The organism is Acidovorax sp. LjRoot194 (genome assembly GCF_964253015.1).
Classification (GTDB): domain Bacteria; phylum Pseudomonadota; class Gammaproteobacteria; order Burkholderiales; family Burkholderiaceae_C; genus Acidovorax.
Map to the genome: position 1 here is coordinate 4,570,352 of NZ_CAXUQB020000001.1, position 21,486 is coordinate 4,591,837.

At 68.0% G+C, this 21,486-nt stretch carries 17 protein-coding genes; 5 read left to right on the top strand and 12 right to left on the bottom strand.

The features are described 5' to 3' along the window. Window positions 1-237: 237 nt before the first annotated feature. Complete coding sequence (locus ACSQ3N_RS20760) at window positions 238-3,174, bottom strand: aconitate hydratase (RefSeq protein WP_436147327.1); 2,937 nt, start codon at window positions 3,172-3,174, stop codon at window positions 238-240. A gap of 213 nt (window positions 3,175-3,387) precedes the next feature. Further along, window positions 3,388-3,795 (bottom strand): hypothetical protein, encoded by a 408-nt coding sequence (locus ACSQ3N_RS20765; RefSeq protein WP_436147328.1) that lies wholly within the window; start codon window positions 3,793-3,795, stop codon window positions 3,388-3,390. Between the two features lie 132 nt (window positions 3,796-3,927). Here ACSQ3N_RS20765 and ACSQ3N_RS20770 point away from each other — a divergent pair, with 132 nt between their 5' ends. After that, complete coding sequence (locus tag ACSQ3N_RS20770) at window positions 3,928-4,812, top strand: helix-turn-helix domain-containing protein (RefSeq protein ID WP_436147329.1); 885 nt, start codon at window positions 3,928-3,930, stop codon at window positions 4,810-4,812. A 302-nt stretch (window positions 4,813-5,114) separates the two neighbouring features. Here ACSQ3N_RS20770 and ACSQ3N_RS20775 read toward each other — a convergent pair whose 3' ends face one another. After that, entirely contained in the window at window positions 5,115-5,420 is a 306-nt protein-coding gene (locus tag ACSQ3N_RS20775) for an H-NS histone family protein (protein WP_436147992.1), read from the bottom strand. A gap of 479 nt (window positions 5,421-5,899) precedes the next feature. Here ACSQ3N_RS20775 and ACSQ3N_RS20780 point away from each other — a divergent pair, with 479 nt between their 5' ends. Next, window positions 5,900-6,745, top strand: a complete 846-nt coding sequence (locus ACSQ3N_RS20780) for a symmetrical bis(5'-nucleosyl)-tetraphosphatase (protein ID WP_436147330.1) — start codon at window positions 5,900-5,902, stop codon at window positions 6,743-6,745. A 185-nt stretch (window positions 6,746-6,930) separates the two neighbouring features. Here ACSQ3N_RS20780 and ACSQ3N_RS20785 read toward each other — a convergent pair whose 3' ends face one another. The 3 genes from ACSQ3N_RS20785 to ypfJ all read right to left on the bottom strand — a co-directional run bounded on the left by ACSQ3N_RS20785 (window position 6,931) and on the right by ypfJ (window position 12,028). After that, window positions 6,931-8,433, bottom strand: a complete 1,503-nt coding sequence (locus ACSQ3N_RS20785; RefSeq protein ID WP_436147331.1) for a DEAD/DEAH box helicase — start codon at window positions 8,431-8,433, stop codon at window positions 6,931-6,933. A gap of 398 nt (window positions 8,434-8,831) precedes the next feature. Beyond that, entirely contained in the window at window positions 8,832-11,048 is a 2,217-nt protein-coding gene (locus ACSQ3N_RS20790; protein ID WP_436147332.1) for a SulP family inorganic anion transporter, read from the bottom strand. A gap of 89 nt (window positions 11,049-11,137) precedes the next feature. Next, a complete protein-coding gene (ypfJ, locus tag ACSQ3N_RS20795) occupies window positions 11,138-12,028 on the bottom strand; it encodes a KPN_02809 family neutral zinc metallopeptidase (RefSeq protein ID WP_436147333.1) in 891 nt (296 codons plus the stop codon). Between the two features lie 122 nt (window positions 12,029-12,150). On the opposite strand from ypfJ, the gene pcp reads away from it, so the two are divergent. The 3 genes from pcp (at window position 12,151) to ACSQ3N_RS20810 (ending at window position 15,624) form a co-directional block, all read left to right on the top strand. Continuing rightward, window positions 12,151-12,828, top strand: coding sequence for a pyroglutamyl-peptidase I (gene pcp / locus ACSQ3N_RS20800; protein ID WP_436147334.1), 678 nt, complete (start codon window positions 12,151-12,153; stop codon window positions 12,826-12,828). Between the two features lie 106 nt (window positions 12,829-12,934). Next, window positions 12,935-13,930, top strand: coding sequence for a delta(1)-pyrroline-2-carboxylate reductase family protein (locus tag ACSQ3N_RS20805; protein ID WP_436147335.1), 996 nt, complete (start codon window positions 12,935-12,937; stop codon window positions 13,928-13,930). Continuing rightward, on the top strand, window positions 13,927-15,624 hold the full coding sequence (locus tag ACSQ3N_RS20810; RefSeq protein WP_436147336.1) for a diguanylate cyclase: 1,698 nt from the start codon (window positions 13,927-13,929) through the stop codon (window positions 15,622-15,624). Before ACSQ3N_RS20805 ends, ACSQ3N_RS20810 begins: the two co-directional genes overlap by 4 nt. Window positions 15,625-15,639: 15 nt before the next feature. On the opposite strand, the gene ACSQ3N_RS20815 is transcribed toward ACSQ3N_RS20810, so the two are convergent. From ACSQ3N_RS20815 to ACSQ3N_RS20840, 6 genes are all read right to left on the bottom strand, one after another. Beyond that, window positions 15,640-16,023: a hypothetical protein gene (locus tag ACSQ3N_RS20815; RefSeq protein ID WP_056167820.1), complete on the bottom strand. Its 384-nt coding sequence runs from the start codon at window positions 16,021-16,023 to the stop codon at window positions 15,640-15,642. A 212-nt stretch (window positions 16,024-16,235) separates the two neighbouring features. Next, window positions 16,236-16,808, bottom strand: a complete 573-nt coding sequence (gene dcd, locus ACSQ3N_RS20820) for a dCTP deaminase (RefSeq protein WP_056167817.1) — start codon at window positions 16,806-16,808, stop codon at window positions 16,236-16,238. A 93-nt stretch (window positions 16,809-16,901) separates the two neighbouring features. Continuing rightward, a complete protein-coding gene (gene guaD / locus ACSQ3N_RS20825) occupies window positions 16,902-18,200 on the bottom strand; it encodes a guanine deaminase (protein WP_436147337.1) in 1,299 nt (432 codons plus the stop codon). A 92-nt stretch (window positions 18,201-18,292) separates the two neighbouring features. Further along, window positions 18,293-19,438: a BMP family ABC transporter substrate-binding protein gene (locus ACSQ3N_RS20830; RefSeq protein WP_436147338.1), complete on the bottom strand. Its 1,146-nt coding sequence runs from the start codon at window positions 19,436-19,438 to the stop codon at window positions 18,293-18,295. A gap of 85 nt (window positions 19,439-19,523) precedes the next feature. After that, the gene (locus ACSQ3N_RS20835; protein WP_436147339.1) at window positions 19,524-19,649 is read right to left on the bottom strand and encodes a hypothetical protein; all 126 of its coding nucleotides are present in this window, start codon (window positions 19,647-19,649) and stop codon (window positions 19,524-19,526) included. 11 nt (window positions 19,650-19,660) lie between these two features. Beyond that, the gene (locus tag ACSQ3N_RS20840; RefSeq protein ID WP_056167808.1) at window positions 19,661-21,253 is read right to left on the bottom strand and encodes a methyl-accepting chemotaxis protein; all 1,593 of its coding nucleotides are present in this window, start codon (window positions 21,251-21,253) and stop codon (window positions 19,661-19,663) included. Window positions 21,254-21,486 lie beyond the last annotated feature (233 nt).

The following is a 21,486-nucleotide window of genomic DNA, read 5'->3' on the forward strand; positions in this document are numbered from 1 at the left end:
CTTGGCCCCCTCCACCACGAGTCTTGCCACGCAGTCGTAGCCTCAATGTCGGCACTCTGCCGTGGACCCTGAGGGTGTCGGGGCCGCAGGGGGTAACCCTTGCGCCCCCACCTTTTACGTCAGCTTGCGCGACCAGCCGGTCATGGCGCGGGGCCCCACGGGCTCAGTGCGGTGTCTGAAGGCCGCGCGCCCGAGGAGCACCACACAGCGCTGCCCAACGCACGACCCCCCCCAACCTCAGCCCTGCAGCAACTGGCGCAGCACGAACGGCAGGATGCCGCCGGCCTGGTAGTAGTCCACCTCGATGGGGGTGTCGATGCGCAGCGTGACGGTGACCTCCTGGCGCGAGCCGTCGGCGCGGCGGATCACCAGTTGCGCATCGCTTTGCGGCGTGAGTGCGGGGTCGGGCACCACGTCGATCTCTTCGTTGCCGACCAGGCCCAGCGTCTCCCACGACTCGCCCGCCTTGAACTGCAGGGGCAGCACGCCCATGCCCACCAGGTTGGAGCGGTGGATGCGCTCGAAGCTGCGCGCCACCACGGCCTTGATGCCCAGCAGTTGCGTGCCCTTGGCCGCCCAGTCGCGGCTCGACCCCGTGCCGTATTCCTCGCCCGCGAAGATCACCGTGGGCGTCTTCTGCGCGATGTACTGCATGGCGGCGTCGAAGATGAACATCTTCTCGCCCTGCAGCGCACCTTCGTTCTGGAACACCGTCACGCCGCCCTCCTCGCGCGAGCCGTCGGCGGTGGGCGGGATCATGAGGTTCTTGATGCGCACGTTGGCGAAGGTGCCGCGCATCATCACGTCGTGGTTGCCGCGGCGTGCGCCGTAGCTGTTGAAGTCGGCCTTTTGCACGCCGTTGAGCTGCAGCCACTGGCCGGCGGGCGACGTGGCCTTGATGGAGCCCGCAGGCGAGATGTGGTCGGTGGTGATGGAGTCGCCGAACAGCGCCATGATGCGCGCGCCGTGCACTGCAGAAGCGGTGAACTCGCCTTGTTCCAGCGTGAACTGGGCAAAAAACGGCGGCTCAGCGATGTAGGTGCTGGCAGGCCAAGTGTAGGTATTGCCGGAGACGCCCAGAATCTTCTCCCACAGCTTGCCGGGCTCGGTGCTCACCTTGGCGTAGTTCTCGCGGAAGGCCTTGCCGTTCATCGCGAACTTCATCAGCTGCCGGATCTCGTCGCTGGTGGGCCAGATGTCGCCCAGGTACACGTCGCGCCCGCCCTTGCCTTTGCCCACGGGCTCGGTCATCAGGTCCTTGAGCACCGTGCCGGCGATCGCGTAGGCCACCACCAGCGGCGGGCTGGCCAGGAAGTTGGCCTTCAGGTTGGGGTGGATGCGCGCCTCGAAGTTGCGGTTGCCCGACAGCACGGCCGCGCACACCAGGTCGTTGCTAGTGATCACGTCATTGAGCTCGGCCGTCAGGTCGCCCGCGTTGCCGATGCAGGTGGTGCAGCCGTAGCCCGCCAGCGCAAAGCCCAGCTTTTCGAGGTAAGGCAGCAGGCCCGTCTCGGTGAGGTATTCGGTAACGATGCGCGAGCCGGGTGCGAGCGAGGTCTTGATGTGCGGTTTGACCTTGAGCCCCGCCTCCACCGCCTTCTTGGCCAGCAGGCCCGCGGCCAGCAGCACGCTGGGGTTGCTGGTGTTGGTGCAGCTGGTGATGGCGGCAATGAGCACGTCGCCGTTGCCGATGCTCACGTCGCCGGGCCGGCTGGCCTGCTGCGCCGGCACGTCGGCGCGCGCGGCGGCCAGCGTGGGCTTGTTGTGCTCCATCTCGACCAGGAAGCGCGGCCCGCCCGAGGGCGCGGGCTTTTCGGCGGGCGTGACGGGGTCGGCCGGCGCGTCGTCAGGGCGCACATGGTGGCGGGTGTGCAGCAGCTCGGCTGGGCGATTGAAGCCGTTGCTGGCAATGGGCTGGCTGAACAGCTCGGCGAACTGGCTGGCGACCTTGCCCAGCTCGATGCGGTCCTGCGGGCGCTTGGGCCCGGCCAGGCTGGGGGTGACGTCGCCCAGGTTCAGGCGCACAACTTGCGAGTAGTCGATCTCGCCGGCCAGCGGCACGCCGAACAAGCCCTGCGCGCGGAAGTACGCCTCGAAGGCTTCGATCTCCACCTTGGTGCGGCCCGTGCCCTGGAAGTAGTCGATGGTCTTCTCATCGACCGGGAAGAAGCCCATGGTGGCGCCGTATTCGGGCGCCATGTTGCCGATGGTGGCGCGGTCGGGCAGGGACAGCGTGCGCGTGCCTTCGCCGAAAAATTCGACGAACTTGCCCACCACCTTGTGCTGGCGCAGGATCTCGGTCACGGTGAGCACCAGGTCGGTGGCGGTCACGCCCTCGCGCAGCTGGCCCGTGAGCTCGAAGCCCACCACATCGGGCGTGAGGAAGTACACCGGCTGGCCCAGCATGGCGGCCTCGGCTTCGATGCCGCCCACGCCCCAGCCCACCACGCCGATGCCGTTGATCATGGTCGTGTGGCTGTCGGTGCCCACCAGGGTGTCGGGGTAGTAGACGGGGCGCGTGGCGTCCTTGGTCTTGTGCACGCCGCGGGCCAGGTATTCCAGGTTCACCTGGTGCACGATGCCGAAGCCCGGGGGCACCACGCCGAAGGTGCTGAAGGCCTGCATGCCCCACTTCATGAACTCGTAGCGCTCGCGGTTGCGCTGGAATTCGAGCTTCATGTTCAGGTCGAGCGAATTCTTCTTGCCGTAGTAGTCGACCATGATGGAGTGGTCGACCACCAGGTCCACCGGCACCAGCGGCTCGATCTTCTTGGGGTTCTTGCCCAGCCGGCCGGCCACGCTGCGCATGGCGGCCAGGTCGGCCAGCAGCGGTACGCCGGTGAAGTCCTGCAGCACCACGCGCGAGACGACGAAGGGGATCTCGTCCTTGCGCTCGGCATTGGGCGCCCAGTGCGCCAGCTGCTGCACGTGCTCGGGCGTCACCTTGCGGCCATCGCAATTGCGCAGCACCGATTCGAGCACGATGCGGATGGACACCGGCAGGCGGCTGACCTCGGGGAACTGGCGGGCCAGCGCGGGCAGGGAGTAGAAGTACCCCTCCTTGCCGGACGCTGTCTTGAAGCTCTTGAGCGTGCTGGCAAACGCGTGGCGCGGCGACGAGCCGGTGGCTGGGCGGGAAGACGGGGTGGCTGGCGGCTTGGGCGATGAGGCCATGGCGAACTCCTGTGTGACGCAACAGGCCTATTCTGTCAGCCTCACGTGACGGCGCAATCGTGGGGGTATGCACAGGTGTCGCACGGCGCTGCGTGCGCCCGGCACGTGCATGGACCCGGGCCACAGCGCTGAAAATTCAAATAAAAATAGCCGCTACCGCTTGATGGACAAGCGCCAGCAGCTATTTATTTGATAGCAATCGTCTGCATTACCCTACGCGGCTGCCCACACAGGCAGGCGGCGCACACCGAACCACTGCAGTTCAGCCAACAACGCCACCGACACCACATGCACCACCAGGTATGCCTGGCCGAGCAGCGTGGGCGTGAGCGGCGAGGCCAGCAGCAGCGCCAGGCTGGCCAACGCCCACGCAAAGTTGCCCACGATCAGCACCCACAGCCAGCCCCGGGGCATGGGCTCGGACCGCGCTATCGCCACGGCCAGCGCCGCATAGCCCAGCAGCAGCACGCCGGTGACCTGCAGCAGCCCCGCCGGCAGGCCCAGCCATTCGGTCAGCGGCGCAGTCAGCAGCAGGTGCAGGGCACCGAGCAAGACACCCGTGGACGCATCGAACCAGACCACGGCACGCAGGAATCGGGGGGAAGACATCAGACTGAACATGGAAGGCTCCTTGGTGAGGTGAAGTGAAGTGAAAACAGCGAAGACAGGCCTGCATCGTTGCCGCCACGGCGCACCGAGTCGATGACGTGGCAGGTAATGGCCCGTGAGCGCTTTGACCCTAGGATGTGGCCCATGACCTCCTCCGCATCCTCCGCATCCACCCCGTCGCACCGCCCACCGCGCCCCACCCTGCCGCACCGCGCCGCAGCGGCCGGGCCCGCATCGTTCGGCGACCACCTGCGCACCTGGCGCCAGCAGCGGCACCTGAGCCAGCTGGAGCTGGCGGACGAGGCGGACATCTCCACGCGCCACGTGAGCTTCATGGAAACCGGCCGCACCAACCCCAGCCGCGACATGGTGCTGCGCCTGTGCGAACGCCTGGCCGTGCCCCTGCGCGAGCGCAACGCCCTGCTGGTGGCGGCCGGCTATGCGCCGATGTACCGCGAGCGCGCGCTGGACGACCCGGCGCTGGCCGCCGCGCGGCAGGCGGTGGAGCTGGTGCTCAAAGGCCACGAGCCCTGCCCTGCCATCGCGCTGGACCGCTGCTGGAACGTGGTGGCCACCAACCGCGCGGCCCAGGCCCTGCTGGCGGACCACGTCGCGCCCGAGCTGCTCGCCCCCCCCGTCAACGTGTTCCGCCTGAGCCTGCACCCCGAGGGGCTGGCGCCGCGCATTGCCAACCTGGCGCAGTGGCGTGCGCACCTGTTCGAGCGGCTGCGCCAGCAGATCCAGGCCACGGCCGACCCGGCGCTGATCGCATTGCAGGCCGAACTGCTGGAATATCCCGAGCCCGCAGGCGCCCAATCCACCGTGCTGCCCGGTGAATTGCTGGGCGTGGTAATGCCTTTCTGCTTTGAAAGCCGCCACGGCATGCTCTCGCTGATCAGCACCACCACGATATTCGGCACCCCGGTGGACGTGACGCTGCAGGAGCTGGCAGTGGAGTCATTCTTTCCAGCCGACGATTTCACGGCGCAGGTGCTGCGCGACGTGGCGGCGCAAAACAGGCAGGCGTAAATGGCGGGCAGCAAATAGACCTTCTGGCCTGCTGCTGTCTGGGCGCCATGCAATGGCGCAGGGTTTGAGGCGGGGGCAGGGTTTCCCCCTAATTATCCAAAGTTGTACTGCGACGCCACTTTGGCCAGACAAGCGAGGCATCTCCCGCCATCGCAATCGAGCCAAGCCGCCGCTGCTGTGAGGATGGATAAACACCATTCAACCCTGCACCCCGGCCTGCACCAATTGGGGGATTAACGAATCCACAAAAAAGCCCGCTGAAGAGCGGGCTTTTTTACCATCCGGACGGTCCGGGCGGTGAATCAGATGACGAACTTATCGCGGCTTTCGTTTTGAATCCACTTGGGCGCCTTGCCACGGCCAGTCCAGGTTTCGCCGGTGGCGGGGTTGCGGTACTTGGGCGCGACCTTGGTGCCAGCGGTGGAGCTGCGGGTGCCCTTGCCAGCAGACTTGCCAGCGGGGAACACGTCTTGCGCGGTCAGGCCATATTCAGCCACCAGCGAACGAACCTGAGCGACAGCGCTCGACAATTCGCTGCGGCGCGCTTCGTTGATTTGCTGTTCGAGGGCTTCACGCTGCTTCAGCAGGTCTTTGTAGCTAGTGGTCATGATGTCTGGATTTAGGTGTAAGGGTGAAAGACAGGCGCGATTATAGGAATATTTTCTGCCGTGTGGTTCACAGCCCCGAAAAAATCCCATTTTCAATGCCATGGAATAAGCCAGCGCCATTTGTAGGAATCGTCCCACCTTTGCGACTACACCTACCTCCATGGGGATGGGTTGGACGACCTGAAAGCCCTGGGCACCGGGTGCGATATCCATCGGAATATGCCAGCCACTGTGGGCCGGGAGCGCCTCTACCATCTATCTGCAAGCCGTAAAGTTTTATTGCGAACGCATCACGCCCTGTAAATCCTGAATATCGGGCGCGCGCCCCACAGACTGTGGCCTGCAACGCTTTCAAGGCATTGGCGCATCCGCCAAGCCCGGCCTGAAATGCACTCTGCATTCAGCAATCGACACCGGTTGCCGCCGCGGGCCGTGCAATCCCGCAGAGAATCGCTGCTCCTTACACACCACAAGTACCCATGGCTCTTTACTGCATCGGCGATATCCAGGGCTGCGACAGCGCGCTGGGGCGCCTGCTCGACGAGATCGGTTTTTCTGCCAGCCGCGACACGGTGTACCTGCTGGGCGACCTGGTGAACCGCGGGCCCGATTCGGCCGCCGTGCTGCGCCGCTGCATCGCGCACGACGGCGCGCTGCGCAGCCTGCTGGGCAACCACGACCTGCACCTGCTGGCCGCGGCCCACGGGGCCCGCAAGCCGTCGCGCCGCGACACGCTGGCCTCCGTGTTGGAGGCGCCTGACCGCGAGGCCTTGCTGCAGTGGGTGCGCAGCCAACCGCTGGCCCGCACGCACACGCACGCCGGCGAGACGCTGCTGATGGTGCACGCCGGGGTGCTGCCCGCCTGGTCTGCCCAGGACGCATTGGCGCATGCCGACGAGGTGGCGGCCGTGCTGCGCGGGCCCGACCTGCCCGGCTTTCTGCAGGCGATGTACGGCAACACCCCTGACCGTTGGAGCGACGAGCTGACCGGCAACGACCGCTTGCGCGTCATCGTGAACGCGCTCACGCGGCTGCGCTTTTGCTCGGCCCGCGGGGAGATGGACTTCGACAGCACCGAGAGCGCCAGCGATGCGCCCGCAGGTCTGATGCCCTGGTTCGACGTGCCAGGGCGCCGCGCGGCAGGCACGCTGGTCGCGTTTGGCCACTGGTCCACATTGGGCTGGCTCAACCGCAGCGATCTGCTGGGCCTGGACACCGGCTGCGTGTGGGGCGGCTGCCTGAGCGCCGTGCGTTTTGGCGCGACGCTGGCCGACCGCGAACTGCTGCAGGTGCACTGCGAGCAGTCGCAAGCACCCGGCGCCTGAACCCGGGGCTGCACTGCGGGAGCACAGAGCCCCACGGCACAAGAGCGCGAAGGAAGGGCACAAGGTGAGTTGCCCAAAAAGCGACGCTACAAAAAATATAGCTGCCAGCGCTTGTGTACCAAGCGGTGGCAGCTATTTTATTGAGCAACCCGGTGCATCACCAGGCGCAGCGACTACATGCTGACTTACTGCGTCGTTGCTTCCGGCTGCACAGCTTTGAACAACGCGGCCACCTTGCGCTTGGGCTTGATGTTGGCCGACACGCTGCTGCGCGGGGCCGACTTGGCGGACTCCCAGGCGGGGGCGGCGTCGGCGGCTGCATTGGCTTCGTAAGGCTTCTCGAAGAACGGGTCGCGCGACGGCATTGCGGGCCGAAAGCCGCGGTGCTGCTCGCGCGGCTCGCGGCCTTCGCGGCCACCGCGGTGGTCGCGCTCACGTTCACGCTCGCGGCGCGGAGCGGCCGAGATGGCATCGCGGCCATCGCCCGTTTCGCCGGCTTCGCGCCAGGCACGGCGGCCATCGTTGATGCGGCCGCGGGGCTGGTCTTCGTCGTACTCAACGGCTTCGAGGTCGATCTTCTTCTTGATCAGCTTCTCGATGTCGGCCACCAGGCGCGTGTCGCTGCCGGACACCAGCGTCACCGCCAGACCCGAGGCGCCTGCACGGCCGGTGCGGCCGATGCGGTGCACATAGTCTTCGGCATTGAACGGCACGTCGAAGTTGAACACCGCCGGCACGTCCTTGATGTCCAGGCCGCGGGCGGCCACATCGGTACACACCAGCAGGTCGACTTCACCCTTCTTGAAGGCCTCCAGGGCCTTCAGGCGCTCGTCCTGGCTCTTGTCGCCATGCAGCGCGGCGGTCTTGAGACCCTCGCGCTCCAGGCTGCGGGCCAGGCGTGCGCAGCCCAGCTTGCTGTTCACGAAGATGAAGGCCTGCTTGATGCCCCGGGTTTTCAAGACCTGGTGGATCGCGCGGCGCTTGTCGTCGTCGTTCGCGCTGTAGAAGCGCTGCTCCACCGTGGACGCCGTCTCGTTGGGGCGAGCCACTTCGATGGTGATGGGGTTTTGCAGATAGCTGCCGGCCAGGCGCTTGATCTCGGGCGAGAACGTGGCGGAAAACAGCAGCGTGGTGCGCTGCTTGGGCAGGTACGACAGGATGCGCTGCAGGTCGGGCAGAAAGCCGATGTCCAGCATGCGGTCCGCCTCGTCGAGCACCACGTACTCGACCTGGTTGAGCACCGCGTTCTTGGCCTCGATGTGGTCGAGCAGGCGGCCTGGCGTAGCCACCAGCACTTCGACGCCTTTTTTCAGCTCAAGGGTCTGCGGCTTCATGTCCATGCCGCCGAACACCACGGTGCTGCGCAGCTTGGTGTGCTTGGCGTACAGCGCGATCTGCTGGGCCACCTGGTCGGCCAGCTCACGCGTGGGCAACAGCACCAAGGCGCGCACGGGGTGGCGTGCAGGCGATGTGGAGCTGTTCTCGTGCTTGAGCAGGCGCTGCAGCAGGGGCAGCGAGAAGGCGGCCGTCTTGCCGGTGCCGGTCTGGGCGGCGCCCATCACGTCCTGCCCGGTGAGCACGACCGGAATGGCCTGCTCCTGGATCGGCGTCATGGATTCGTAGCCCATTTCGGCCACGGCACGCGCCAGCGGCTCGGCCAGCGAAAGATTGGAAAAGGAACTTGTCATTAAGAGCGTGTTGGAAGGCGACGCTGAATATGTCTGAGCAATGTGACACCCCCAGGTTCGAGGCGGGCCACAAGGCGCAAACCGTAGCGGTGACCATCGCCACCGCAAGGATTGCAACGCCGCAGATCGGGCCTCCCACGGGCGGGGTGCCGTGGGCAAGGGCCTGACTGGGCGTTGCGCTAGAACCTGCTCATGACCTTCCGCGGTCGGGGGCCGCGCGAGGTCATGAGCAGGCTCGCAGCCCTCTATTGTCGCACCGGTGGCCCAAAAAGCGATTTTTCAGGCAGGAATGGGGTGCGAGCGGGCCCGCTTTCCGTCGCCCAGAACGGCATTTGCTATGTTTTATATAGCTTCCAGCGCTTACCTATCAAGCGGTACCGGCAGTTTTGATCGATGTATCACTCCAGCACGGCGCGCAGCTGGCGTGTGGTGGCGGCCAGCCGGCGGGCCCCGATCATCGCGAGGTTATTCATCACCGTGAGCGCCGCCTCGGGGTACAGCCGGGCCCACGCGTCGAACTGGTCGCGCGACAGCCGCACCAGTTGCGCAGGCCGCCGCTCGGCCCCGGCGCTCGCCGTGCGTGCTGCACCGTTCAGGAAAGCCATGTCGCCGAACGCCATGCCCGGACCGACAGTGGCGAGCCTCAGGCCCGTCTCGGGCGGCCACTGCGTGGCCAGCGTGATGTGGCCGGACTGCACCACCAGCAGGTCGCGATCATGGTCGCCCGCGCTGAAAACCACGCTGCGGGCGGGCACGGCCACAGGCACCAGCAGGGCCAGCAGCGCGGCGCCGGCCTCGGGGCCCACGCCCTCGCCGATCTCGCCCAGCAGGTCGCGCTCGGGGTGGGCGGGGCGCTGGTCGAGGGGGCGCTGCAGCAGGATGCCGGCCTCGGCCCATTCCAGCGCGCGGTCCAGATCGGCAAAGCTGCGCACGTGCTCGCCCGCATGCTCGCGCGCCAGCGGGTCGAGCCCCGCCACCGCGCCGGCGATGCCTTGCTGCGCCAGGTCGCGCACCAGCGCGCGCAGCTGGGCCAGCGCCGTGCTGTCCCAGGCCGGCACGCGCGCTGCATCCAGAATGACCCAGCGGTGGCGCGGCTGCAGCAGCATGCGCACCTGTTCGGCCAGGTGCGCGGCCACGCCGAAGGACATCACGCCCTGCAGCTCGAACACCGCCACCTGGTTCATACGCGGTACGAGCCAGCTGTCCGATCCCGCGCGCCGCAGCCGGCGCGAGCGCAACTCGCCATCCAGCCGCACATGCCGCAGCACCTTGGCGGCCGAGTCGTGCAACAGCACAAAGGTGGCCACCACCAGGCCGGCCACCAGCGCCCCCACGCCGCCCATCACCGCAAACACCAGCGCCACCAGCCAGCTCTGCGCCCAGGTCACGCGCGAGCGCCGGGCATAGCGCAGCGACCACATCAGTGCGGGCACCTGCAGCAGCCCCGCCAGCACCAGGCCGCCCGCCAGACCCGCCATGGGCACCCAGTGCAGCCACCAGGCCCCGGTGACCGCCACGCCCAGCATGATGGCCGCATGCCAGCGCGGGCCGCTCGCCAGCCCCGGCGCGCCGCCCGAGCCCCCAGCCTGCGCCAGCAGGATGCGCGAGCGCGATGCGCTGGTGGAGGCAGGGATCATCCCCGCCAGGCCGCACAGCGCGCCCAGCAGGCTCTCGCGCCGAAGGGCTTGGTTGGCATTGCCGCGCAGGCCGTGGTCGAGCTCCAGCTCCTGGTTGAAGACCATGATCTCCAGGCTGTTGACCAGGGCCATGAGCAGCGCCAGCACCACCAGGGCCGAGCCGTGCTGCTGCGCCAGCGCCACCCACGGGATGCCCGTCCAGTCGGGCCACAGCGGCCCGGCAAACGCGCTGGCCTGCACCGCGGGCGCGAACACATCGCCCAGCCCCGCGCCCCACACGCCCGCCAGCGCCACCGCCAGTGCCACCAGCGCCACCGCCGTCAAAAGCCCCGGCGCACGCGGCCAGCGCCAGCGCAGCGCCCAGGCCAGTGCCACCACGGTCAGGGCCGCGAGCGCATGCCAGAGCGTGCGCGCACTCCACAGCGCATCGGCGGCCCCGGCGCCAAAGCCGTTGCGCACCTGGCCCACCACCATCGACAGCCCCACTCCGGCCGCAAAGCCATGCGTGACCGAGATCGGCAAGAACCGCGCGACAGATGCCAGCCGCAGCACCCCCAGCAGCCACTGAAAGACAAACGCCAGCGCCACCGTGGCACCGCTCACCGCCAGCACCTGGCGTGCGCTCAGGCCCAGCTCTGGCGCAGCTCCATGGGCCGTGGCGAGCACCGCCGCAAACAGCAGGGCCACCACCGTGGTGGGCGCATAGACCACGCCGGGACGCGGCACCACCAGCGTGAGCAGCAGGCCCGGCAGCGCCGCCGACCACAGGGCCAGCGCGGCCAGCGAATGGTCCCCCGCCAGCGGAGCGAAGGCCAGCAGCCCCAGGCCCACGGCATGCGGCACGGTGACGGCAGCGGCAGACCAGGCTGCCGCTGCGCCCGATGCCTGGGGCGCAGCCGCCTCGGGCTCCAGCGTGTTCCAGCCGGTGGGCGATGGGGTCTGAAGCGGCGCAGGCCGTGACTGCTGGACGGATGGCATGAGAGAGGTGCTGCCGCTGCGATGGAGCCGACGATGGCGGTCTTGGGGCTGCGGCAGCAATTGCTACAAACTACCGCGGCACACCGCCCTTACAGGCTGCGGGACGTGAAGGTGTCGCACGCCTTCACGTTGCCGTTCTGCAGGCCGTTGTTGAACCAGCGCTGGCGCTGCGCACTGGTGCCGTGGGTGAAGCTCTCGGGCACCACGGCGCCGCCGCTGGCGCGCTGCAGCGCGTCGTCGCCGATCTTGGCGGCAGCGTTCATCGCCTCTTCCACATCGCCCTTCTCCAGGATCTGGCGGGCGTTTTGTGCGTGGTGGGCCCACACGCCGGCAAAACAGTCGGCCTGCAGCTCCAGGCGCACCGACAGCTGGTTGTACTCAGCCTTGCTCACGCGGCCACGCATCTGGTCCACCTTGGCGCTGATGCCCAGCTGGTTCTGCACGTGGTGGCCCACCTCGTGGGCAATGACATAGGCCTGGGCAAAGTCGCCGGGCGCACCCAGCCGGTTCTTCAGGGTTTCATAAAAGCCCAGGTCGATGTAGACCTTCTGGTCGGCGGGGCAGTAGAACGGCCCCATCGCCGCCTGGCCTGTGCCGCAGGCCGTGGGCGTGGCACCGCGAAACAGCACGAGGCGCGGGTTCTGGTACTGGCCGCCGCCCTGGCGGAACACGGCCTGCCACACGTCTTCGGTGTCGGCCAGCACGGTGGACACGAAGCGCGCCATGGTGTCGTCCGCGGGCGGGCGGTGCGCCGGGCCCTGCGGTTGCTGCTGCTGCACTTGCGCCGGAGAGCCGCCGCTCAGCAGCCCCAAAATCGTCAGCGGGTTGATGCCCAGCACCCAGCCGCCCACCAGGGCGATCACGATGGTGCCGATGCCGATGCTGCGCCCGCCAAAGATGGGCGAGCCGCCCCCGCCGCCACCGCCCTCGTCCCGGCGGTCTTCCACATTGTCGGATTCGCGATTGCCTTCCCACTTCATGCCAGTCTCCAGCGCCCTCCTCCCTGGAAGGCATGGGCGCCATGTTACGCGCCAACAAGGGCGGCGCCGGGCAGATTACGATGGCCCACCTCGCTTCACGCCCGCCGCGCAGGCACCCCCCCATGCACCACCACGCCTCCCACTACGCGCCGCCCGCCGAGCCGGTGATCCTGCTCACCGGGTTCGACCCCTTCGGCGGCGACGCGCTGAACCCCAGCTGGCTCATCGCCCAGGCGCTGGATGGCCAGCGCATCGGCGGGCACAGGGTGGTGTCCGTGCAGTTGCCCACGGTGTTTGGCCGGTCGCTGCACCACTTGGGAGCGCTGATCGACGCGCACAAGCCTGCCCTGGTGGTGTGCCTGGGCCAGGCGGGCGGGCGGGCCGCACTCTCCATCGAGCGGGTGGGCATCAACGTCAACGACGCGCGCATCCCGGACAACATGGGCGCCCAGCCCGTCGACACGCCCGTGATGCCCGGCGGGCCGGCCGCGTATTTCGCCAGCCTGCCCGTCAAGGCCATGCTGCGCGGCGTGCAGCGCGCCGGCGTGCCCTGCGAGGTGTCGCAGACGGCCGGCACCTTTGTCTGCAACCACGTGCTGTACGGGCTGATGCACCTGCTGGCCACGCGCCCTGCGGGCCCCCAGGGCGTGCGCGGTGGATTCGTCCACGTGCCCTGGCTGCCCGGGCAGGGCGCGCCCTACCTTCCGCTGCGCGACATGGTGCGGGGCCTGCATGCGGCCCTGTGGGCGGCCGTGTTGGCGCGTGAAGACATTGCGCTCGGAGCGGGCGCCACGCACTGACTCCCACCCACGGCGCGGGGGCCGAATGCGATCCCGCCGGCCAATGCCCCCTGAACTGGGGCTTGCCCGGCCCCCCGGTGCGCCGCGGCGTGTGTACATTTCCACCATGCCTTCTTCGCACCGCCCGGAGCCCTCCCGCACGCTGGACGCCGCCGCCACTGCCGCGCTGCTGCCCTGGACCGCGCTGGCCGACGAGATCGCCGCCGTGCTGCGGGATGCGTCGGTGCTGGTGCCCGCCCGCACCGTGCTGCCACTGCCGCTGGGCGGCACCCTGTTCGTGATGCCCGCCACCGACAGCCGGGTGGCCATGACCAAACTCATCACCTTGACACCCGCCAACGCAGGCACGCCCCGCCCCACCATCCAGGGTGACGTGCTGGTGTTCGACGTGGCCACCGGCGAGCGCCGCCTGGTGCTCGACGGCCCCACCATCACGGCGCGCCGCACCGCGGCAGCGTCGCTGCTGGCCGCACGGCACCTGGCGCAGGAGCCGCAGGGGCCGTTGTTGGTCGTAGGCGCCGGCGTGCAGGGCTTTGCGCATGTCGAAGCCTTCGTGCAGGGCCTGGGCGTCCGGGACGTTCGCGTGGCGTCGCGCAGCGCGGCCAGCGCCGAAGCCCTGGCCCAGCACGCCCGCACCCTGGGTGCCAAGGCCCGCGTGGTGGCCGACGCGGAGGCCGAGGTGCGCCACTGCCCCCTGATCGTCACCTGCACCCCCGCGCACAGCGTGGTGCTGGGCACCCCGCCGCTGGCCGATGCCTTTGTGGCGGCCGTGGGCGCCTACACCCCCACCATGGCCGAACTCTCCCCCACCCTGTGCCGGCACATTGCGCAGCACGGCCACATCGTGGTCGACACCCCCGACGCGCGCCACGAGGCGGGCGACCTGCTGCAGGCGGGCATTGACGTGGCCGACCTGCCCACCTTGGGCGACGTGCTGCAAGGCCCGCGCATCCAGCGCACCGGCCCCGTGCTCTTCAAGAGCTGCGGCTGGGCCGGGTGGGACCTGGCCGCGGCGCGGCTGGCGGTGCGTGCGCACGACCATGCACGCGCTGCGGCCGGTACCGTCGGTACCGCCGAGCCGCACCAATGGGCCACGCCATGAGGGTGCGACGCTTTTCGGATCTCAGCCTGCGCTCGCAGATTGCGCTGGTGTTCGGCACCATCGTGGTCGCGCTGGCTGCCTTGCTGTCGCTGGGCTTCGGCGAGTTGATCAAGGTGCGCAACGAACGCGATGCGGGCGCCTCCTTGATGATGGTTGCCGAGAACGCGGGCAAGCTGCTGGCCAATGGCTTACTGGACCGCAGCCGCGAAGCCGAAGTACTGGCCGCCGCCGAGGTCGTCTGGGTCAAGGGGCTGGACTCGCCAGAGGCCCACCACATGCTGTCGCGCAGCCAGGCCGCGCAGCCCAACAGCGTGTGGATCGGTGTGGCCGACGCGCAGGGCGTGGTGCGCAATGCGACGGGCGGGTTGCTGCTGAACCAGAGCGTACTGGAGCGTCCCTGGTTCAAGGCCGGCATCGACAAGCTCTATGTGGGCGACGTGCACCCCGCCAAACTGCTCGAAAAACTGCTGCCGCCCCAGGCGTCAGGCGAGCCGTACCGGTTCGTGGACTTCGCTGCGCCGATCCGCATCGGCCCCACCACCGTGGGCGTGCTGGGCATCCACGGCAGCTGGGAGTGGACCGGCGAGGTCATCGAAAGCCTCACCCCGCCGCCCACGGAGGATTCCGCCCTGGAACTCTTCGTCTTCGACCGTGCAGGGCAGCTCATCTACGCCCCCGATGGCCAGACCCAGGCCCTGCAGGCGGCCGGCCAGCAGTTGCCCAAGCCCCCGCCCACGGCCCGGGGAGGGGCGGGTGACGGCACGCAGCCCGCCGTGGTCCGCTGGCTGGACGGGCGCGAGTACCTGACCGCCATCGCCCCGATGAAGCCCCGCAACAAGGCCAGCGACCTGGGCTGGCGCGTCGTGGCCCGCGAGCCGGTGGAGCTGGCCTTTGCCGAGGCGGGCCGCACCGTGCGCCTGGCGCTGGTCATCGGGCTGACTGCCGCCATGGTGGCATCGGTGCTGGCGTGGCTGGCGGCGCGGCGGCTGAGCGACGACCTGTATTCGCTGGCCGATGCCGCCACGGCCGTGGAGGCCGAAACGCCCGGCACACGCATCCCGCAGACACGCAGCAGCCGCGAGGTGCGCAAGCTCTCGGGCGCGTTGCGGCGCATGACGCACCACTTGCTCACCGCCCGCGAGGCCATGGAAGAAAAGGTGCGCATGCGCACGCTGGAGCTGGAAGCCGCCAACCGCGCCCTGGACCTGCAGGCCCGCACCGATGCGCTCACCGGCCTGCTCAACCGCCGCGGGTTCGAAACGCAAATGGCTTTTGCACTGGCGCTGGCGCGGCGCGGCGGCCGCCCGCTGAGCCTGATCACCGTCGACGTCGACCACTTCAAGCGCGTGAACGACACCTACGGGCACGAAGCCGGCGACGAAGTGCTGAGGCGCCTGGCCCGCACGCTGGAGCTGCGCCTTCGCAATTCCGACGTGGTGGCACGGGTGGGGGGCGAGGAGTTTGTGGCGCTGCTGCCCGACACCGACCTGGCAGGTGCGCGGTCCATCGCCGAGGCGCTGGTAACCGCCATGGACGAACAGCACGACCCGGTGGTCGGCCACATCACCGTGAGTGCGGGCGTGGCCACCATGCACGGCATGTACGACGATGGCGCCGACATGCTGCGGCGGGGAGATGCAGCTCTGTACGAAGCCAAAGGCCAGGGACGCAATCGGGTCTGCGTGGAGACCTGAGGGACCTGAGGGCTGTTACACCAGGAGGAGGTGTCCGCGTCCTTGCTCGTCCATCTCGGCTGCCACGCGGCAACCTTCAGGCGCCGCGGCGTCGAAGTAAACCTGCAAGCGGGCTGCCAGCGCGCCCAGGCTTTCGTCGCGCGAGTCATAGGCGGCATTCAGGCGGCTCTGGGCATAGGGCCGGTGGCCCAGCATCATGTCGGTGTTGACACAGTGGCCCGCAGCAGCCATCTTGAGCACAAAAACGTTGAGCAAATCGCAGGGCCAGTAGGTGGCGTGGTGCGGCATGCCGACAAACGCTGCCGCGCGGCGTTGCGAGGCAAACGATGCGTCGGTGGTGAGGGAAAAATCAGCGCCCCGGTTTTGCGCGGGTGCCGAGGGTGCAGCAAAGGTCAGCATGGGGAACTCCTTTTTGTCTCACCACCAGACCATCTGGAGGCTTGACACCATGCTAAGAACCTTACGTGCGCTTGCACTTCAGCCGATGGACCATGCCTGTGTAGGACACCGGCTGTCGGCACCGCCCGCCCGCGGCTGAGCGCCTACGGGGCCACCTCGTTGCCTGGGTGGCTGGGTGGCTGGGTGGCTGGGTGGCTGTGTAGCGGCGGGAATCAGGCCTTGGGCAGCGTGACGCCGACCTGCCCCTGGTACTTGCCTCCGCGGTCGCGGTAGCTCACCTCGCACACATCGTCCTTGTCGCTCTCGAAGAACAGCACCTGCGCGCAGCCTTCGCCCGCGTAGATGCGGGCCGGCAGCGGCGTGGTGTTGGAGAACTCCAGCGTCACGTAGCCTTCCCACTCGGGCTCGAACGGGGTCACGTTCACGATGATGCCGCAGCGGGCGTAGGTGCTCTTGCCCAGGCAGATAGTCAGCACGTTGCGCGGAATGCGGAAGTACTCCATGGTGCGTGCCAGCGCAAAGCTGTTGGGCGGAATGATGCAGCTGTCACCATGAAAGTCTACGAAACTCTTCTCGTCGAAGTTCTTCGGGTCCACCACCGTGCTGTGGATGTTGGTGAACACCTTGAATTCGGGCGCGCAGCGGATGTCGTAGCCGTAGCTGCTGGTGCCGTAGCTGATGATCTTGCGGCCTTCGGCCTCGCGCACCTGGCCGGGCTCGAAGGGCTCGATCATCCCGTGCTCGGCAGCCATGCGGCGGATCCATTTGTCGCTCTTGATGCTCATCGGTCAATTCCCTGCGCAGTGGCCCGGGCTGTCGACAAAAACGACGACAAACGGCCGGGCGCTATGAAATATGTAGCTGGTAGCGCTTGTTTATCAAGCGCGAGAGGCATATTTTGCTTGAGAAATCACGGTTTGCTCCACCAGCCGGTCGTCGCCCAGCACGATCAGCGCAAACAATAGCTCATCCAGGTTGCGCGCCTGGGCGGTCTTGCGCTCCAGCAGCGGTGTGGCTCGGGGGTTCAGCACCACGAAGTCCGCCTCGCAGCCCGGCTGCAGGTTGCCCACCACGCCCGCTAGGCCCAGCGCCTTGGCGGCGCCCGCTGTGTGCTGCCACCACAGCTGCTGGGGCGACAAGCTCAGGCCCTGCTTGCTCTGGCCCTCCCGGCCCACGTAGTACGCCGCCAGCATGGTGTGGAACGGGCTGAAGCTGGTGCCCCCGCCCACGTCGCTGGCCAGGCCGTAGCCAAAGCCCACGCGGTCCGCGCCCGCGTAGTCGAAAAAGCCGCTGCCCAGGAACAGGTTGCTCGTGGGGCTGACGGCCGCCACGGTGCCGGTGTCACGCATCAATGCGCGGTCGTCGTCGTCGAAGTGGATGCAGTGGGCGTACACCGCACGCTCGCGCATCAGGCCGAAGTCGTCGTACACCGCCAGGTAGCTGCGCGACGCGGGGAACAGCTCGCGCGCCCAACGGATCTCGTCCAGGTTCTCGGCCACGTGCGACTGAATCCACACGTCGGGGTAGCGCGCGGCCAGATCGCCCGCGCCGCGCAGCTGCTCGGGCGTACTGGTGGGGGCAAAGCGCGGCGTGATGGCGTAGCCCAGGCGGTCCACGCCGTGCCAGCGGCGGATGAGTACTTCGGTGTCGAGCAGGCTCTGCTCCGTGTCGTCGCGCACGCCGTCGGGGGAATGCCGGTCCTGCAGCACCTTGCCGGTGATCAGGCGCAGCTGGCGGCGCTGCGCCTCGGTGAACAGCGCGTCCACGCTGGCCGGGTGCGAGGTGGCAAACGTCAGCGCCGTGGTCACGCCGTTGCGCAGCAGCTCGTCGACGAAAAAGCCCGCCACCTGGGCGCCGTAGGCCGGGTCGACAAAACGCGACTCGTGCGGAAACGTGTAGTTCTCCAGCCAGGGCAGCAGGCCGTCCGCGGGCGAGCCGATCACGTCGGTCTGCGGAAAGTGGATGTGCATGTCCACGAAGCCCGGCGCCAGAATCCGGCCCGGAAGGTGCGTGACGGGGTGGCCGGCGTACTGGTGGGCGAGCGCTTGCCAAGCACCCGCCGCCACCACGCGCTGGCGGCCCTTCGCATCGGGGCCGACGGCCAAGAGGCCGTCTTCTTCATACAGCGCCGATCCATCGTCGGCAAAGCGCAAAAGGGCTGAGCGGTATACGTGCATGGGCGCTAGCTTAGCGGCGGCTGTGGCCCCGGACATACGCTGCGTGCAATAAACGCTATGGCCTGCGCGCCGACGCAGCCCAGGTAACCGCGTCAGCGGGTGATGCGGCCCTGCACGCCTTCCACCAGCCAGTTCATCTGCAGGATCTGTGCATCCGTCAGGGACTGGCCGGCAGCGATCACTTCGCGCCCTTCGTTGTCGCGCACTGCGGCCTTGGTACCCGCGCGGAACGGCTGCAGCTGCCCCGCGCCGATGGCCTTCTGTGCGGCCAGCACCTCCTGCTGCACGGCGGGCGGCACCTTGGGGCCGAAGTCGCCCACGCGGATCAGGCCCTCGCGCACGCCGCCCCAGAGGTTGCCGCTCTTCCAGGTGCCGTTTTGCACCGCGCGCACGCGGTCGGTGTAGTAGCGGCCCCATTGGTGGGTGACGGCGACGATCTGCGCGTCCGGCCCGGCTTTGCGCATGTCGGAGTGGTAGGCCACGGCCATCTTGCCGCGCTCCTGCGCTGCGGCCATCACCGCGGTGGATCCGGTGTGAAACGCCATCACGTCCACGTCCTGGTTGAAGAGCACCATGGCCGCATCGCGCTCCTTGGGCGGGTCGAACCACACGTTGATCCACACCACCTTGACGGTGGCCTGCGGGTTGACCGAGCGCATGCCCAGCGTGAACGCGTTGATGCCCTGCAGCACCTCGGGGATCGGAAAGCCCGCCACGTAGCCCGCCACGCCGGTCTTGCTCATGCGGCCCGCCGCGATGCCTGCTAGGTAGCGACCCTCGTAGTAACGCGCGTTGGCCGCTGCCACGTTGGGCGCGGTCTTGTAGCCGGTGATGGACTCGAACTTCGCGTTCGGATAGTCCTGCGCCACCTTGAGCGTGGGCTCCATGTAGCCGAAGCTGGGCGTGAAGATGATCTGATGCCCCGTGGCCGCCAGGTCGCGGATCACGCGCTCGGCGTCGGCCCCCTCGGCCACGTTTTCCACAAAGGTGGTTTGCACCTGTGCGCCCAGCGCCGCCTCCACGGCCTTGCGGCCCTCGTCGTGCTGGCGCGTCCAGCCGGCTTCGGTGATGGGGGAGACGTAGACGAAGCCCGCCTTGACGGGCTGCTGCGCTGGCGCGGGGGCAGGTGGTTTGGCACCGGCCGGGGTTTGGGAGACAGCGGGAAAGGTGATGAAAACGGCGCCCGCCAGCGCACTCACACAAGCCGCACGCAGTGCGGTGGCGAGGTTTTTGTACATGGTGTTCCTCTACATGGCCCAGGTTGAAAAGCGGAGCCACCGCAGGGCGGCGGTGGTCCACGAAAAAAATCGGTCGGTCAGTGGTTCAGTCGATGGTCCTGCGGTCGGTGGGCAGTTCGGCAAACGGTTCGCTGGACAGGTCGATGGTGAACAGGTCGATGGTGATGGGTGCCGGGCAGGCTGCGGGGCGGCGCCCACCCTTCGCCTGCATCGACGCCCCCATCAGCCCAGGCGCGGCACCCTGAGGCGTGCGGAGTCCGAAACGGTACCGCCCAGGCGGAAGGCACCCACCACTTCGGACAGGCGCGCGGCCTGGTCCTTCAGGCTTTCGGCGGCTGCGGTGGATTCCTCCACCAGCGCGGCATTTTGCTGCGTCATCTGGTCGAGCTGGCTCACCGCCACGTTCACCTGGCCTATGCCCAGGCTCTGCTCCGACGCTGCGGCGCTGATCTCGCCAATGATGTCGGTCACGCGGCGCACCGAACTCACGATCTCGGTCATGGTGGTGCCGGCGTTCTGCACCAGGGCAGAGCCCGACTCGACCTTCTCGACCGACACGCTGATGAGCGCCTTGATCTCCTTGGCGGCCTCGGCACTGCGCTGCGCCAGGCTGCGCACTTCGGTGGCCACCACGGCAAACCCGCGGCCCTGCTCGCCTGCACGGGCCGCTTCGACGGCCGCATTGAGCGCGAGGATGTTGGTCTGGAAGGCGATGCCGTCGATGGTGCCGATGATGTCCGCGATCTTCTTGCTGCTGGTGTTGATCTCGTCCATGGTGCTCACCACCTGCGAGACCACCGCGCCACCGCGCTCGGCCACGGCAGCGGCCGATGCGGCCAGCTGGTTGGCCTGCACGGCCGAATCAGCGCTCTGGCGCACGGTGCTGGTCAGCTCTTCCATGGAGCTGGCGGTTTCCTGCAGGCTGCTGGCGGTCTGCTCGGTGCGCGCGCTCAGGTCCTGGTTACCGATGGCGATCTGCGTGCTGGCTGTGGAGATGCTGTCCACCACGCCACGCACTTGCTGCAGCGAGCCTTGCAGCGCGCTGCGCATCAGGTCCAGCGCGCGCAGCAGGCGGCCGGTTTCGTCGTTGGCGTAGCTGGCTTCGGGCTGGCCGGTCAAGTCCATGTCGGCGATGGCTTCGGCAATGGCCTCGGCATGGCGCAGCGGGCGCGTGATGCTGGTGGCCAGCAGCCAGGCCAGCAAGGCGCCCAGCAGCAGCGAGACGCCGGTGCAGACCTGCAGCAGCAGGGTGGTCTGTGCGCGCAGGGTTTCGCTGCGCTTGCCGGCGTCATCCAGCTGCGCGCGCTGCGCGTCCACCATCTGCTGCACGCCTGCGAGATAACTGCGCGAGGTGGGCTCAAAGCGCTCACTGAACACCTTGTTGGCGCTCTCGGCGTCGCCCGCCTGCTTGAACTTGCTCACTTCCTCGCGCGCCGCAAGGTAGTCCTTGCGCAGCTGGCCCACCTGGTCGAAGAGCTTCTTCTCTTCGGGCGTGTCCATCTTGGATTCGATGAACTTTTGCAGCTCGTTGGTGTTGCGGATCGACTCGGCCGTGGCCGGTGCGAAGTACGGGATCAGGCTCGCGTCGCTGCTCTTGGCGATGGCCGCGGCGCGCTGCACGCCCGACGTGGTGTGGCGCAGCCAGTCGGCCCCCGCGCGCTCGGTCTTGATGTTGTCGGACACCATGGTGTCGATCTCCTGGCCCAGTTGGCCGAGCTTGACCACCGCCACCACGCTGCTGGCAAAAAACAGGGCCAGGATCAGGCCCAGCACCAAAGTGAGGCGCTTGCCGATGGAAATTTGACTGAGAAACATGGGGGAAAGCTCCGTGGTGGCGCGGGCGCGCGCCTCGCCAGCCCATGGTCCATGGGCTGAGGGGGTCTGGATCGAGGGAAGTCAAAACGGGGGTGCGGCTGACGGCGCCCCAGGATGCGGGCCTCAGCCCGCTCGTACAAAAACTCACAATTCTAGGGTTTACCCGAAAATTTAGCTAGTCCTGCACCAAATGGGGGATAAAACCAAGGCCTCTGGAGGGCCTGTGAAGGCGG

Bases quoted from the DNA above. Each gene is read 5' to 3' on its own strand.
- ACSQ3N_RS20765 (WP_436147328.1), bottom strand. From the start codon at position 3,795: ATGTTCAGTCTGATGTCTTCCCCCCGATTCCTGCGTGCCGTGGTCTGG.
- guaD (WP_436147337.1), bottom strand. From the start codon at position 18,200: ATGCACGTATACCGCTCAGCCCTTTTGCGCTTTGCCGACGATGGATCG.
- ACSQ3N_RS20790 (WP_436147332.1), bottom strand. From the start codon at position 11,048: ATGCCATCCGTCCAGCAGTCACGGCCTGCGCCGCTTCAGACCCCATCG.
- ACSQ3N_RS20805 (WP_436147335.1), top strand. From the start codon at position 12,935: ATGCCTTCTTCGCACCGCCCGGAGCCCTCCCGCACGCTGGACGCCGCC.
- ACSQ3N_RS20830 (WP_436147338.1), bottom strand. From the start codon at position 19,438: ATGTACAAAAACCTCGCCACCGCACTGCGTGCGGCTTGTGTGAGTGCG.
- ACSQ3N_RS20835 (WP_436147339.1), bottom strand. From the start codon at position 19,649: ATGCAGGCGAAGGGTGGGCGCCGCCCCGCAGCCTGCCCGGCACCCATC.
- ACSQ3N_RS20785 (WP_436147331.1), bottom strand. From the start codon at position 8,433: ATGACAAGTTCCTTTTCCAATCTTTCGCTGGCCGAGCCGCTGGCGCGT.
- pcp (WP_436147334.1), top strand. From the start codon at position 12,151: ATGCACCACCACGCCTCCCACTACGCGCCGCCCGCCGAGCCGGTGATC.
- dcd (WP_056167817.1), bottom strand. From the start codon at position 16,808: ATGAGCATCAAGAGCGACAAATGGATCCGCCGCATGGCTGCCGAGCAC.
- ACSQ3N_RS20760 (WP_436147327.1), bottom strand. From the start codon at position 3,174: ATGGCCTCATCGCCCAAGCCGCCAGCCACCCCGTCTTCCCGCCCAGCC.
- ACSQ3N_RS20840 (WP_056167808.1), bottom strand. From the start codon at position 21,253: ATGTTTCTCAGTCAAATTTCCATCGGCAAGCGCCTCACTTTGGTGCTG.
- ACSQ3N_RS20770 (WP_436147329.1), top strand. From the start codon at position 3,928: ATGACCTCCTCCGCATCCTCCGCATCCACCCCGTCGCACCGCCCACCG.
- ACSQ3N_RS20775 (WP_436147992.1), bottom strand. From the start codon at position 5,420: ATGACCACTAGCTACAAAGACCTGCTGAAGCAGCGTGAAGCCCTCGAA.
- ypfJ (WP_436147333.1), bottom strand. From the start codon at position 12,028: ATGAAGTGGGAAGGCAATCGCGAATCCGACAATGTGGAAGACCGCCGG.
- ACSQ3N_RS20810 (WP_436147336.1), top strand. From the start codon at position 13,927: ATGAGGGTGCGACGCTTTTCGGATCTCAGCCTGCGCTCGCAGATTGCG.
- ACSQ3N_RS20780 (WP_436147330.1), top strand. From the start codon at position 5,900: ATGGCTCTTTACTGCATCGGCGATATCCAGGGCTGCGACAGCGCGCTG.
- ACSQ3N_RS20815 (WP_056167820.1), bottom strand. From the start codon at position 16,023: ATGCTGACCTTTGCTGCACCCTCGGCACCCGCGCAAAACCGGGGCGCT.